The following is a 12,287-nucleotide window of genomic DNA, read 5'->3' as shown; positions in this document are numbered from 1 at the left end:
TCAGAGGTATGTCTGACAACACTTCGCACCCCTTCTCGACCGCGACCGGCGCGGACGTCCGCGTCCGGTTCTGCCCGTCGCCCACCGGAACGCCGCACGTCGGCCTGATCCGCACCGCCCTGTTCAACTGGGCGTACGCGCGGCACACCGGCGGCAAGCTCATCTTCCGCATCGAGGACACCGACGCGGCCCGCGACAGCGAAGAGTCCTACGCGATGATCATCGACGCGCTGCGCTGGCTGCGCCTCGACTGGGACGAGGGCATCGACGCCGGCGGCCCGAACGAGCCCTACCGGCAGTCGCAGCGCTACGACATCTACCGCGAGCTGATCGAGCGGCTGAAGGCCTCCGGCCACATCTACGAGAGCTTCGCCACCGGCGAGGAGATCGAGGCGCGCAACGTGTCGCTCGGCCGCGACCCGAAGCTCGGCTACGACAACTTCGAGCGCGACCTCACCGACGAGCAGAAGGCCGCCTACCGCGCCGAGGGCCGCGAGCCCGCGCTGCGCCTGCGCGTGCCGGACGACGACCTCAGCTTCGACGACCTGGTGCGCGGCGAGATCACCTTCCCGGCCGGCTCGTTCAGCGACTTCGTCGTGGTGCGGCCGAACGGCCACCCGCTCTACACCTTCGTGAACCCGGTGGACGACGCGCTCATGGGCGTCACGCACGTCCTCCGCGGCGAGGACCTGCTGTCCTCCACGCCGCGGCAGATCGCGCTGTACCACGCGCTCATCGACGCCGGCGTGACCACGTTCGTCCCGCGCTTCGGCCACCTCCCGTACGTCATGGGAGAGGGCAACAAGAAGCTCTCCAAGCGCGACCCCGAGTCCAACCTGTTCCACCACCGCGACCGCGGGTTCATCCCGGAGGGGCTGGTCAACTACCTGGCGCTCCTCGGCTGGTCGCTGACGCACGACCGCGACGTGTTCTCCATCCAGGAGCTCGTGGCGGCGTTCGACGTCGCCGACGTGAACCCGAACCCGGCCCGCTTCGACCAGAAGAAGGCCGAGTCGATCAACGGCGACCACATCCGGCTGCTGGAGGTCGGGGACTTCGCCGAGCGGACCATCCCGTACCTGGTCGCGGCCGGTGTGCTCACCGAACCGCTGACCGAGGCGCAGCGCGCGGTGCTGGCCGAGGCCGCGCCGCTGGTGCAGGAGCGCGTGCAGCTCCTCGGCGAGACGCCGGGGATGCTGGGCTTCCTGTTCACCGACGCCGCGTCGCTGACCATCGAGGACGACGCCCGCGCGTCGCTGCCCGACAACGCCGGCGAGGTGCTGGCCGCATCGCTCGGCGCGCTCGAGCTGCTCCCGGAAGACGGCTGGACGCACGACGCGATCGAGGCCGCCCTGCGCGACGCTCTGGTGGACGGCCTCGCGCTCAAGCCGCGGGTCGCCTTCGGCCCGCTACGGGTCGCGATCTCCGGCCGCCGGGTGTCGCCTCCGCTCTTCGAGTCGATGGAGATCCTCGGCAAGGCCGAGTCGCTCGCCCGCCTCGACGCGCTGTCGGCGAGCCTGGGCTAGGCGGGCGCGGTGGCGGCCAGCGTCGAAGTCATCGTCGTCGGGGGCGGTCCGGCCGGCCTCAGTGCCGCGCTGAACCTGGCGCGCGCCCGGCGTCGCGTGCTGGTGGTGGACGGCAACCGGCCGCGCCACGCGGCGACGCTGCAGGCGCACGGCTTCCTCAGCCGCGACGGCGTCGCTCCTGCGGAGCTGCGCCGCCTCGGCCGCGAGGAGGTCTCCGGCTACGACGAGGCCGACGTCGTGTTCGCCCAGGTGAGCGAGGTTGCGGTGGACGCCGACGGCTTCCGGGTGCGCGCCACGGGCGTGCGCGGCGGCGCCGACGTGGACGCGGTGGCCGAGACGGTCGTGATCGCGACCGGGGTCACCGAGACGATGCCCGCCCTCCCGAGCCTGCGGGCGTTCTACGGCACCCAGCTGCACAGCTGCCTGGAGTGCGACGGCTTCGAGAAGGCGGGGGAGCCGCTCGCGCTGATCGGCGAGACGGCGGACATGGCCGAGCGGGCGCTGCTGCTCACCCAGTGGACGGACGACCTCATCGTCTTCACCAACGGCGTCGCGCCGATCGGTGACGACGAGGAGCGCGCGCTCGCGCGGCTCGGCGTTCGGGTCGAGCGGCGGCCGATCGAGGACGTGGTGGGGGAGAAGGGTGTCATGACCGGCGTCCGGCTCGCCGACGGCACTGTGATCCCGCGGGCGGGAGGCTTCGTGCGACCGGTCTGGACGCCCGCGCTGTCGTTCGCCGACGGCCTCGACCTGGACCGGGACTCCGACGGCTATCTGGTGACGGACGCCCACGGGCGCACGTCGCTCCCCGGGGTCTATGCGGCGGGGGAGACCACGGCTCCCGGTCCGCAGCAGCTGATCGTGGCCGCCGGGTCCGGCGCGGTCGTCGCCGCCGCGGTGAACCGCGACCTGATCGGGATCGCCGCGGACGAGGGCGCGGTCCTCTAGCCCGCGCGACATTCGTCACGAATGTGGGCTTTAGCGCCCGCATTCGCGACATTCGTCACGAATCGCTAGCGCGCGGCCGCGTCGGCGAGGGCGCGACATTCGTCACGAATGTGGGCTTTGGCGCTGCGATTCGCGACATTCGGCACGAATCGCTGTGCGCGGGGTCACTCGTCGGGCGCCGCGTTGTAGCGCTCGAGCATGCGCGCGAACGCCTCGAGGTCCGTCTCGGACCAGCCCTCGAGGCGGCGCGCCACCGAGTCCAGGACCGTGCGCGTCGACTGGTCGAAGGCGCGGCCGCCTGCCGGGGTGAGCCGCAGCGCGATGCCGCGCGAGCCTCCGGGAGCGTCGTCGTCGGCCGCCACGTAGCCGTGCTCCAGGAGGGCGGCGAGCTGCCGCGACACGGTCGAGCGGTTGAGCTGGAAGTGCGCCGCGATGTCGACGGCCCGGCAGCCGGGGTTGTCCTGGATGTAGGTCAGCAGCGAGCGGTCCACGACCGACAGCACCTCGTCCTCCCGGCGGACGCGCGCCGTGCCGCGGCGGCCCAGGGTGAGGAGCTCGCGCTGCACGCGGGCGATCGGGTCGCTGGAGGTGCGATCGCGGGGATCCGGCGCGGTCGGGGGCGTCATCGTCCCAGCCTACCGGCAGTCGAGTTGCACAATACAACGATCTAACGTACGTTGCTTTATGCAACATACGCACGAGAGGATCCCGGCACCCGCATGTCCGCGCACCGCATCACCCCCGTCCCCGCCGTCGCCCGCCCGCGCCCGTGGCCGCCCGCCGCCTTCTGGAAGGCCCTCGGGTCGCACATCGTCATCCCGCTGTTCCTCGCCGCGGGCATGGCGCTGGCGTACCTCGGCGCGTTCCACGCCGCGCACCCGGACAACATCCCGGTCGGGATCGTCGGCCAGGGGCCCGCGACCGACGTCTTCGCCCAGACCCTCAACGACAAGGCGCCCGCCGCGCTGGACGTGAGCACTGTTGCGACGGTCGCGACGGCGAAGGCGAAGGTCGCGGACGGCACCCTGTCGGCCGCGTACGCCACCGACCGGACCCACGCGACGATCATCGTCTCCACCGCCGCATCCCCGGCCGAGGCGTCCGCCGCGGAGGAGCTGTTCCTCCCCATCGCGTACCAGCAGCACCTGCCGGTGACGATCGACGACGTCCGCCCGGTGCCGGCCGACGACATGACCGGCCAGGGGCTGTTCTTCATGATGGTGGCGATGAGCGTGGGCGGTTACTCCAGCGCGATCGCGATCGCCGCCGTCGCCGGCCGCCTCGGGATCGGTTGGCGGGTCGCCGTCTCCGCCGCGACCGCGGTGGCCGTCTCGGCGATCACCACCGTGGTCGCCGGCCCGCTCTTCCACGTGCTCTCCGGCAACGAGTGGAGCATCGGCCTCCTCGGCGCGCTCTACACGTTCGGCATCATCACCATCGGCGTCGGCCTGCACCCGATGCTGGGACGCTGGACCACCCCGGTCCTCACCCTGCTGTTCGTCATGCTCAACGTGACGACCTCGGGCGGCATCTTCCCGCAGAACATGCAGCCGCCGTTCTTCGCAGGCCTCAGCACCTTCTGGACGGGCGCCGCCTGGCTGGACGCCGCCCGCGCGCTGACCTACCTGCCCGGGCAGCAGTTCGGGTTCGACGGCCTCCGGCTGGCGCTCTGGGCGACCGCGGGACTGGCGCTGATCGGCATCAGCCACCTCCTCACCGTCCGCCGCCGCCGGGCCGCCGACGACACGGTCGAGGCGACCGCTGAGGAGGAGGCGACGGCCGCGGTCGCGGCCTGACCCGCACGGCCGGGCGACGGCTCGCCCGGCCCCCCCCGCGTTTTGGGAAAGCGCCGGAGCATAGGCTATTGTTGTATCTCGTGCCCGGGCCACAGCCCGAAGCCCTTGGGGTATGGTGTAATTGGCAACACGGCTGATTCTGGTTCAGTTGTTCTTGGTTCGAGTCCAGGTACCCCAGCAAGAAATCCAGTCGAAACCCCGGTGATTACCGGGGTTTTCTGCTGTTTTGGGAGCTTGGCTCTCATCTGGCTTCATGCGAATTCACTCGTTCTCACCGATTAAACGGCGAATAAACGTCCCGGGCACGAAAATGCGCGGTGCCGAAAACGAAAGCGCCCCCGCAATGCGGGGGCGCTTGTCGAGGCTGGCGCTTCTCAGCCGATTTGTTCGTCGGCGACCGGTCGATTCCGCGCGAACATTGCCTCGGTGATGCTGGTCACGTTCGGGGCCATGCTCGCCTTCTCACCGTAGGTGCTGATTATGAGCGCGTCGTCAGCGTGGCCCGCTACCGCAGCTGCAACCTTGGAACCGAGCTGGTGGTTCACTGCCGTGAGCACCGTCTTCCGGGCTGCGTGAGGTGTCACCCATTCCAGGTCGGTACCCTTCACGATTTCGCGTAGAAGCCTGTGAGTATTTGGAGTCGTGAGCGCCACTGATTATTGCGGTTGAGCGCCAGTCGATATTCACTCTCGGGGCCACTGGTATTGCCGGTGAGCGCCACCCCCGCGGGCGCGACGCTCACCGGCCCGGTTTCAGCCGGCCGCGGCGGCGGTCTGCTCGCGCATGTTGACGTCGCCGGTCTCGATCCAGAGGGTGTTGTGGACGATGCGGTCCATGATCGCGTCGGCATGGACCCCGCCGCCGAGGCGCTGGTGCCAGTCCTTCTTCGCGTATTGGGTGCAGAACACCGTCGAGGTCGCGTCGTAACGCCTCTCGAGGAGCTCGAGCAGCATGGACCGGACGTCGTCGGTGGGCGGGTCGAGCAACCACTCGTCGATCACCAGCAGCGTGAACGTGGAGTACTTCCGCAGCCACTTCTCCCTGCCCGCGGGGCGGTCTTTCGCGGCGGCCCAGGTCTCTTCGAGGTCGGGCATGCGGATGTAGTGCGCCCGGTAGCGGTGCTGACACGCCTGTTTCGCCAACGCGGACCCGAGGTAGGACTTCCCGGAGCCGGTGAAGCCTTGGAACACGACGTTCATGTGCCGGGTGATGAACTGACAGGTCCCGAGCTGCGCGATCACACCCCGGTCCAGGCCGCGCTGTTCGAGCAGATCGACGCGGCGCAGGTCCGCGTTCGGGTATCGCAGCCCCGCCCGCCGGATCAGCCCCTCGACCTTCGAGTGGGTGAACGCGGCGTGGGCGTCGTCGACGGCGAGCTTGATGCGCTCTTCGAACACCAACCCCATGGTGAGGGTGTCGTCCTGGACGTCGAACGCGTCGATCAGGGCGGGGACGCCCATCTCCCGCAGCTTCCGCTTCGTCTCCGCATCGAGCCGGCTCATCGGGTGCCTCCCGCGTAGTAGTCGGCGCCGCGGACATACCCGGCCGGTTCCTCCCAAGCACTCGGTTCGAACCTTGGCTGTCGCCTGCCGGTCTGCTCCTGGTTCGACTCCAGGATCGGTCGCAGATGCGCATACCGCGGCGACCTCACCCGCGACTGCAGCGCGATGCCGGCCGCCGCCTCGACCCGTGCCGCGGAGTAGCGTCTCGTCATCCGCAGCACTGCCAGCGCAGCGTCCAGGCCCTGCTCATCGACGGGCACGGACTCGAAGATGCGGTTCACGATCGTGGTGGTGTTCTCCCCGATCCTCGCCGCCCATTCCCGCGCCCGTTGAGGGTCCATCTGCTGGTAGCGGGGCCCGTCGGGCAGGTCGCTGTCATGCGTCCGGTACTCGTTGATCACCCCCGCGGGGGCGAGGAGGTGACTGGTGAGCCGCTGGTCCCCGGCGAACACCTCCAGGGTGCTGTCCGTGATCCGCAGGTCGACGGACCGGCCGATGTGCTCGTAGGGGACGGAGTAGAAGTTCCGCTCGAACACCACGTGCCCGTTCTTCTGGACCTTGCGTCCATAGCGCCACTGGGAGATCTCGAACGGAACCGCCGGCAGCGGCCTCAGCAGCGGCTTCTCCTCCGCCTCGAACACGGAAAGCCTCGATCCGGCGCGCTTCTGGAACGGCTCGGCGTTGTAAGCGGTGACCCGCTCATGGATCGCGACGCGCAGTTCCGACAGCGTCGCGAAAGCCCTGTTGCGCAGCGTCGCGATCACCGAGGTGGCGACGTTCCCGACGGTGCCCTCGACGCTCGCCTTGTCTTTCGGCTTCGCGAGCCGGCCCGGCAGCACCGCCGCGGAGTAGTGCGCGGCGAGCTCCCGATACGCGTCGTTGAGCACGACCTCGCCCTCAGCGGGGTGCTTGATCACTCCCGTCTTCAGGTTGTCAGGGACGATCCGCGGGACGCTGCCCCCGAACCAGTCGAACATCGCCGCGTTCGCGCGCAACCAGGTGTCCTGCTTCATATCCAGGGCCGGCTCGACGAACGAATACCTCGAGAACGGCAGCGTCGCGACGAACAAGTACACCCTCGTCTGCTGCCCGGTGACCGGATCGGTCAGCTGCATCGTCTTCCCGGACCAGTCGACCTCGACCGTCTGCCCCGCCTTGTGTCCAACCCGCGACGACGCGCCGATCACCAGCACGTGACGCTGATACGACTTGCAGAATCGGTCGTACCCCATCGCCGTCTCCCCCTTGCTCCGGCAAGCGTCGACGTACTCACCATGCAGCAGCTTCAACGTCACCCCGACCCGGGCGAGCTCCCGATGCACCCGGTCCCAGTCCGGCTGCGCGTGAACACTCTCGTAATCACCACGCCCTGGGAACAGCCGCGCATACACGTCCGCTTCCTCGAGCTCGACGATGTCGTCCCAGCCGATGCCCTCCCGGTCAGCGGCGTCGAGCACCGCCGTCACCGAGTGCCTGGACATGCCCTGCGCCGCGATCTGCCGACCCGTGAGCCCCTCCGCGCGAAGCCTCAGCACCAGCTTCGCCTTGATCCTGCGTACCATCCGAACTACTCCTTCTGCCGTGTGATCAGCCACGCGGCAGAAGGAGCCTAGAAAGACGGCGCCGAACCCCAATATCCGGTGGCGCTCAACAACGCGATCGCGTCCACGAGCAAGTCGCGCTCAACCCCAATACTCGTGGCGCTCAGAGAAGCGAATATTCAGCCTGCGCAGGTTGTTCTGCGAGATAGGGCCGCCGGCCGCTCGTGAACTCCGGAAGATGAGTCCAGGCCCGTAGGTCTCGATTCGTGCTTGGACGATTTCGGCGGCGAACCGCGGAAGGACGATGCCCCGCTCGGTCGTCGCCGTCTTAACGGGCCCGAGTCCATAACCGGAGCCGCGCACGTATTCGACCTTCGCAGTGACATTCAGTGTGGGCTCTGCACCGTCGAAGTCGAGGTCCTGCGAGCTGATGCCGAGAACCTCCGAGATGCGCAGGCTAGTGGCGAGTGCGAGGTCGATTGCGTCGACGACGTCGTCGTGCGCTTTCCGAGTCTTCGGGCCACTTCGTGGACGTGCCCGGTCATCCGCAACCAGGTTGCGCAGGCGCTCTAGCTCATCTCGGGTGATTGCTCGAGCCTTCTTCTTGGGCACCGCGAGCCTGATGCCGTCGAAGTCGAAGAGGCTTGGCGTGCAAACTCCTTCGTCGGCGCCTTTTGAGAGCACGTGGCGAAGAACGACCCGCGAATTTCGCGCTTCAGCGAGGTGGTCTTTCGCCAACGCTTTAATCCACTTTCGCAGTCGGGGGTTGGAGAGCTCGGACACCGAAAGGTCGCCGAACGCCGGCAGGATGTGCGCGGAAAGCGATGATTCGTGTCGCTGCACGGTCTGGGGACTCGGCGTGGGAGCAAAGAAATCAGTCCAATGGCGGCCCTCCGGGCGCAGCAGCGCGTCCTCCCACCAAGGCGCCGCGTCTCGCGGCGCCGCACCACGGAGTAGCCACGCCCGCGCATCGTCCACGGCCCGTCCTCTAACCGCGACCCCACCGGTTCGCTTCCGGACCGCCGCCGATGCGGTTCGATACAAGTTCGGGCGTTTTCTGGTTGTCCCTAGCCCTCTCAAGATCGGAATCGCAGATTAGTTGTCCACTCCGTTTTGGGGTATGCGTGACGACCGCGCCATCGGTACCCTCATGCCATGTCGACCCAGCAAGCCGAGGCGCATATTCGCAGCACGCGGACGCTCATGTTCGCTGCGGGTGTCGTGTTGATCGTGGCGACCATTGTCGGAGCTGTTCTCTCAGTGGCGGTGTTCATCTCAGCGGGCAGCGCCGCCGGTAACGCCGCGTCCTCAAAAAGTGAAGCAATCAGCGCCCGCCGGCATGTCACGGACGCGAAAGGCTCCGAGGCGGCCATGCAGGCGCAGTACCAGGCCGCGTTGGCCGCGCTCCAGGTCTACACCGACAAATACGGCGCAGCGGGCCTGATGCTGATCCAGCAAGCAACAGCAGGGTCGAATCCGCCAGCTGCTCTACTAACCGAACGCAAGAGGTTCGAGGCGGCAAACCAAGCTGTAGAGAGCGGGTATGGCAACCTGAACTCGGCGAAGGATGATGTGACCCGCGCGCAGGCCGACGCGGCCCAGGCGGCTGCTCGCGCCAGTGGCGACGCGTCGTCGGCTGAGGCGGCCTTGGCTTGTGCCTGGATTACGGTCGGCGTGAGTCTGCTCGTCGTGGCGGTGCTGGTATTGGTGTTCTTGTTCACGAGAACGAAGTACCTAGCCGCACGAGCATGCGCAGCCGAGACCACTTCCGAGGGCTGAGATCTTCTAGGTCTTTTCCCCTAGCGGGTAGCGTTGCGTCGGCAAATGGCGACACCGTCTCATGTCGCCGGCCAACGGTAGGCTCGCCACGACCCACCCCGAACTTCTTACTGACGGCGCGATCGCCGAACTCGTATCGCGACGGTCTGACACCGAGCGTTCGGCGAGGCGGTTGCTAGGGCGGCGTAGTGGTTGCTGGTGCAGAAGCAGGAGGCGGGCGTGTGGAGCGGGGATCTTGCGCGACCATCCGCCGGCACGCGGAGTGGAAGAGGGCGCGGTTGGGGGAGCTCGAGGGTTCGGCGCGGTGACGCGTGCCAGCTTGGCTATCCTGGTGCGTTCCGCGTGCGCTCGCTAGAGTCGCCGCATGGCGGAACCAGTGCGGCTCACTTTGAGTTGGGACCTTGGTCCCGACGCGGATTTCAGCGTCATTGCGGAACGGGTCAACGAGCTGAATAGCATCATCTTGTTGGCGGTTGACGCGCAGAACCTTGCATACCGCGAGCAGGCGGGAATTCTGGATCGAGAGACAGTCGAAGAGTTGCAGGGCGGGAGCTTCGAAGTGGTGGCTGAAGCCCTCTCGATCAGGGCCGTCATCCCTCCCCCATCTTTTCGGGCTGCACGCGAACGCAGACTGCAAGCGATCCTTTTGGAGCAGGGCGTCCCACGCGCGCAGGCGGTGAGTGTCGTCTACGAGAACCCGCTCAAGATCGATCTCAGCGTGAACTTCCCCTTCCTCGTTCGTATCCTGGAAATCATCCGGGATTGGACAACAACTCGCGCCAGCAACCGGGCCGCGGCCGCGTACCAGAAGTCGGAGCTTGAAAGCAGGGCGCTCGCCCGGCGGGCGATTCGAGACGAGTTCATGAGGCGGCTTCCCGAAGTTCCGACAGAAGATCTCGCGCGACTCCTGAGTGAGGACACGGTCGACGAGGTTCTGGCTTTTAGTCAGCATCAGCCGGAGCGAGATACAGGGGGAGACGTTTGAGGTAGGTTGCGGGAACATCGCTGTTACGGCTGCCCCCAGAACGGGACCTCGCGGCCGTCTAAGTCCGCTCACTAGCCTGACAGCGATGCTCGAGCACCTGGCCGCCACCAACCCGACCGCCTATTGGGCCGGCTTCGCGATATTCGCGCTCTTCTCATCCGTCGGCGCTGTCCAAGTCCTCCGGTTCCTCGTGCGCTGGGAGCTCCGCCTTCGCGCCGACGCCCGCTGGCATCGCGACGGACGGCGGATTCGCCGGCGCGTCGCCGCGAATCGGGTTTCGGCACCGCACCCGCTGACGAAACCGGCACAACTGGCTACGCCGGGGTCGATCAACGGGCTTTCGGACTACCTCGACGGACAACGGGCGAGGCCGTTCTCGGAGGATGCCGGGCCCAGGGACTGGTAGGGCGCGCGGGCATCAGTGGATGCACGTCGGAGCGGGGGCGTCACTGAATGTGCGAGTAGTCCGGCGTCACCAGATACACACGCGGCGGTGCCCGCCACCAAAGGTACGAGAACGCTCGTGCGGCAGCGGATGGCCGCGGGGGCGTCACCGAAAGTACGAGAGCCCTCCGGCGTCACCAGATACACACGCGGCGGTGCCCGCCACCAAAGGTACGAGAACGCTCGTGCGGCAGCGGATGGCCGCGGGGGCGTCACCGAAAGTACGAGAGCCCTCCGGCGTCACCAGATACACACGCGGCGGTGCCCGCCACCAAAGGTACGAGAACGCTCGTGCGGCACCGGATGGCCGCGGGGGCGTCACCGAAAGCACGAGAGGCCCTGGCCGGTCACCGAATGCATGAGAGCCCTCCGGCGTCACCAGATACACGCGCGCGGTGGCCGCCACCAAAGGTACGAGAATGCTCGTGCGGGATCGGATGAGCGCGGAGGCGCCACCGAATTTACGAATGGGCTGGCGTCACCAGATACACACGCGGCGGTGCCCGCCACCAAAGGTACGAGAACGCTCGTGTGGCACCGGAGGACCGCGGAGGCGTCACCGAATTTTCGAGGGGTCCGGCGTCACCAGATATACACGCGGCGGTACCCGCCACCAAAGGTACGAGAACGCTCGTGCGGCAGCGGATGGCCGCGGAGGCGCCACCGAAAGTACGAGAGGCCCCGCGCCGCCACCGAATTTACGAAGGGGCTGGCGTCACCAGATACACACGCTGGGTGCCCGCCACCAAAGGTACGAGAACGCTCGGGCGCGGCAGCGGATGGCCGCGGGGGCGTCACCCAATGTACGAGAGCCAGCCTCTCGCGTCACTAGATACGCGTGCGGCCGCCACCAAATGTACGAGAGCCAGCCTCTCGCGTCACCCACACGCGCCGCTGCAAGCGGACTTATGAGGGCACGCCGGCGGTCGAGGCCACGATCATTCGTTCCACCACGACTCGTCGCCGTCGATCCAGGAGTAGGTCGCGGCCATCGTTTGCCCTTTGTGACGGGCGAGCTCGAGCACGAATCTGTGCCCCATCTCGCAGCGGAAGAAGACACCCACCGTGTTGCCGCGCGGCCGGTAGTCGGTCCGTAGCGCTTCGTTTCCCGTGACGGATTCGGTTGAACCGTTGACGAGGTCCATGCGTGTGCCAGGCTGAAGCTCGTCGTACTCACTGACGTAGGTCTCGACATTCGTCGGCGACACCACATCGGACCCGCACGCAGCGCACCGGAGAAGCTGTCCCTCCGGGTTGGCCTTAGCCGTCCTCGTCGCGTACAGCAACGGGATCAGGCTCGTGCCGTCCAGGTTCTCGCCAGCGTCGTTCTCGCGAGGGGTGACCGTTCGAAGGGGGACTGCGCCTTTTCGGATCTCCATGACCGGATCGTATCGGTACGATCACATCCTGACCGCGGCGACCGAAGTCTTCGTGCATCAACTGATCGAGCTCGGCATCGCCAAAGAACTGAACGCGCACGGTGCAGCCCACGGCCTTGAACCGTTGTCGTGGCGGGTCGACCTCGAGTTCGAGCCAATCCTGACTGGAGAGCACCCGGAAGGAGCGGCCGCCCCTGGCAGGAGCGAGCTATGCGACCAGTGGGGTGGGCTGCTCGAACTTGACCCGCCGCCAGCCGCGGGTGAAGCCGAAGGCTTCCGGGTCTGGACAGGATACGTCCGCGATTGGACGGTCAGGGTTTTCTGCGTCACGAACGAGGATCGTTATCGGGAAGCGTTTCCCGGCGATATCGACTAATTGCGCGTGGC

13 protein-coding genes and 1 tRNA gene are annotated in these 12,287 nt (G+C 67.3%); 8 read left to right on the top strand and 6 right to left on the bottom strand.

The window, feature by feature from the left end; all coding sequences use genetic code 11:
• Window positions 1-8 precede the first annotated feature (8 nt).
• Together gltX and HNR13_RS13765 are read left to right on the top strand one after the other, a co-directional pair.
• Window positions 9-1,526, top strand: a complete 1,518-nt coding sequence (gene gltX, locus HNR13_RS13770; RefSeq protein ID WP_179606616.1) for a glutamate--tRNA ligase — start codon at window positions 9-11, stop codon at window positions 1,524-1,526.
• Between the two features lie 9 nt (window positions 1,527-1,535).
• On the top strand, window positions 1,536-2,474 hold the full coding sequence (locus HNR13_RS13765; protein WP_179606614.1) for an FAD-dependent oxidoreductase: 939 nt from the start codon (window positions 1,536-1,538) through the stop codon (window positions 2,472-2,474).
• A 164-nt stretch (window positions 2,475-2,638) separates the two neighbouring features.
• On the opposite strand, the gene HNR13_RS13760 is transcribed toward HNR13_RS13765, so the two are convergent.
• Window positions 2,639-3,100 (bottom strand): MarR family winged helix-turn-helix transcriptional regulator, encoded by a 462-nt coding sequence (locus tag HNR13_RS13760; protein WP_179606612.1) that lies wholly within the window; start codon window positions 3,098-3,100, stop codon window positions 2,639-2,641.
• Window positions 3,101-3,193: 93 nt separating this feature from the next.
• Between HNR13_RS13760 and HNR13_RS13755 the strand changes: the two genes are divergently transcribed.
• A complete protein-coding gene (locus HNR13_RS13755) occupies window positions 3,194-4,270 on the top strand; it encodes a hypothetical protein (RefSeq protein ID WP_179606610.1) in 1,077 nt (358 codons plus the stop codon).
• Between the two features lie 106 nt (window positions 4,271-4,376).
• Window positions 4,377-4,448, top strand: a tRNA-Gln gene (locus tag HNR13_RS13750).
• A gap of 196 nt (window positions 4,449-4,644) precedes the next feature.
• On the opposite strand, the gene HNR13_RS13745 is transcribed toward HNR13_RS13750, so the two are convergent.
• From HNR13_RS13745 to HNR13_RS13730, 4 genes are all read right to left on the bottom strand, one after another.
• Window positions 4,645-4,878 carry a hypothetical protein gene (locus HNR13_RS13745; protein ID WP_179606608.1) on the bottom strand — a complete coding sequence of 78 codons (234 nt, stop codon included), beginning with the start codon at window positions 4,876-4,878 and terminating at the stop codon, window positions 4,645-4,647.
• A 144-nt stretch (window positions 4,879-5,022) separates the two neighbouring features.
• Complete coding sequence (locus HNR13_RS13740; protein WP_179606606.1) at window positions 5,023-5,772, bottom strand: ATP-binding protein; 750 nt, start codon at window positions 5,770-5,772, stop codon at window positions 5,023-5,025.
• Window positions 5,769-7,334, bottom strand: coding sequence for an IS21 family transposase (gene istA / locus HNR13_RS13735; protein ID WP_179606604.1), 1,566 nt, complete (start codon window positions 7,332-7,334; stop codon window positions 5,769-5,771). Before istA ends, HNR13_RS13740 begins: the two co-directional genes overlap by 4 nt.
• 120 nt (window positions 7,335-7,454) lie before the next feature.
• Window positions 7,455-8,291: a tyrosine-type recombinase/integrase gene (locus tag HNR13_RS13730; protein WP_179606603.1), complete on the bottom strand. Its 837-nt coding sequence runs from the start codon at window positions 8,289-8,291 to the stop codon at window positions 7,455-7,457.
• Window positions 8,292-8,468: 177 nt separating this feature from the next.
• Here HNR13_RS13730 and HNR13_RS13725 point away from each other — a divergent pair, with 177 nt between their 5' ends.
• The 3 genes from HNR13_RS13725 (at window position 8,469) to HNR13_RS13715 (ending at window position 10,483) form a co-directional block, all read left to right on the top strand.
• On the top strand, window positions 8,469-9,092 hold the full coding sequence (locus HNR13_RS13725; RefSeq protein ID WP_179606601.1) for a hypothetical protein: 624 nt from the start codon (window positions 8,469-8,471) through the stop codon (window positions 9,090-9,092).
• A 364-nt stretch (window positions 9,093-9,456) separates the two neighbouring features.
• Complete coding sequence (locus tag HNR13_RS13720; RefSeq protein WP_179606599.1) at window positions 9,457-10,077, top strand: hypothetical protein; 621 nt, start codon at window positions 9,457-9,459, stop codon at window positions 10,075-10,077.
• A gap of 85 nt (window positions 10,078-10,162) precedes the next feature.
• Window positions 10,163-10,483 (top strand): hypothetical protein, encoded by a 321-nt coding sequence (locus tag HNR13_RS13715; RefSeq protein ID WP_179606597.1) that lies wholly within the window; start codon window positions 10,163-10,165, stop codon window positions 10,481-10,483.
• A gap of 976 nt (window positions 10,484-11,459) precedes the next feature.
• On the opposite strand, the gene HNR13_RS13710 is transcribed toward HNR13_RS13715, so the two are convergent.
• On the bottom strand, window positions 11,460-11,900 hold the full coding sequence (locus HNR13_RS13710; protein ID WP_179606595.1) for a hypothetical protein: 441 nt from the start codon (window positions 11,898-11,900) through the stop codon (window positions 11,460-11,462).
• On the opposite strand from HNR13_RS13710, the gene HNR13_RS13705 reads away from it, so the two are divergent.
• Window positions 11,899-12,276: a hypothetical protein gene (locus HNR13_RS13705; protein ID WP_179606593.1), complete on the top strand. Its 378-nt coding sequence runs from the start codon at window positions 11,899-11,901 to the stop codon at window positions 12,274-12,276. The genes HNR13_RS13710 and HNR13_RS13705 overlap by 2 nt on opposite strands.
• The last annotated feature ends 11 nt before the right edge of the window (window positions 12,277-12,287 follow it).

It is taken from the genome of Leifsonia shinshuensis (assembly GCF_013410375.1).
Classification (GTDB): Bacteria; Actinomycetota; Actinomycetes; order Actinomycetales; family Microbacteriaceae; genus Leifsonia; species Leifsonia shinshuensis.
This window is presented reverse-complemented; position numbering and strand designations above follow the sequence as displayed.

Excerpts from the sequence above, each read along its gene's own strand:
- gltX (WP_179606616.1), top strand. The coding sequence starts at position 9 with ATGTCTGACAACACTTCGCACCCCTTCTCGACCGCGACCGGCGCGGAC.
- HNR13_RS13760 (WP_179606612.1), bottom strand. The coding sequence starts at position 3,100 with ATGACGCCCCCGACCGCGCCGGATCCCCGCGATCGCACCTCCAGCGAC.
- HNR13_RS13755 (WP_179606610.1), top strand. The coding sequence starts at position 3,194 with ATGTCCGCGCACCGCATCACCCCCGTCCCCGCCGTCGCCCGCCCGCGC.
- HNR13_RS13740 (WP_179606606.1), bottom strand. The coding sequence starts at position 5,772 with ATGAGCCGGCTCGATGCGGAGACGAAGCGGAAGCTGCGGGAGATGGGC.
- istA (WP_179606604.1), bottom strand. The coding sequence starts at position 7,334 with ATGGTACGCAGGATCAAGGCGAAGCTGGTGCTGAGGCTTCGCGCGGAG.
- HNR13_RS13725 (WP_179606601.1), top strand. The coding sequence starts at position 8,469 with ATGTCGACCCAGCAAGCCGAGGCGCATATTCGCAGCACGCGGACGCTC.
- HNR13_RS13720 (WP_179606599.1), top strand. The coding sequence starts at position 9,457 with ATGGCGGAACCAGTGCGGCTCACTTTGAGTTGGGACCTTGGTCCCGAC.
- HNR13_RS13715 (WP_179606597.1), top strand. The coding sequence starts at position 10,163 with ATGCTCGAGCACCTGGCCGCCACCAACCCGACCGCCTATTGGGCCGGC.
- HNR13_RS13705 (WP_179606593.1), top strand. The coding sequence starts at position 11,899 with ATGACCGGATCGTATCGGTACGATCACATCCTGACCGCGGCGACCGAA.
- HNR13_RS13710 (WP_179606595.1), bottom strand. The coding sequence starts at position 11,900 with ATGGAGATCCGAAAAGGCGCAGTCCCCCTTCGAACGGTCACCCCTCGC.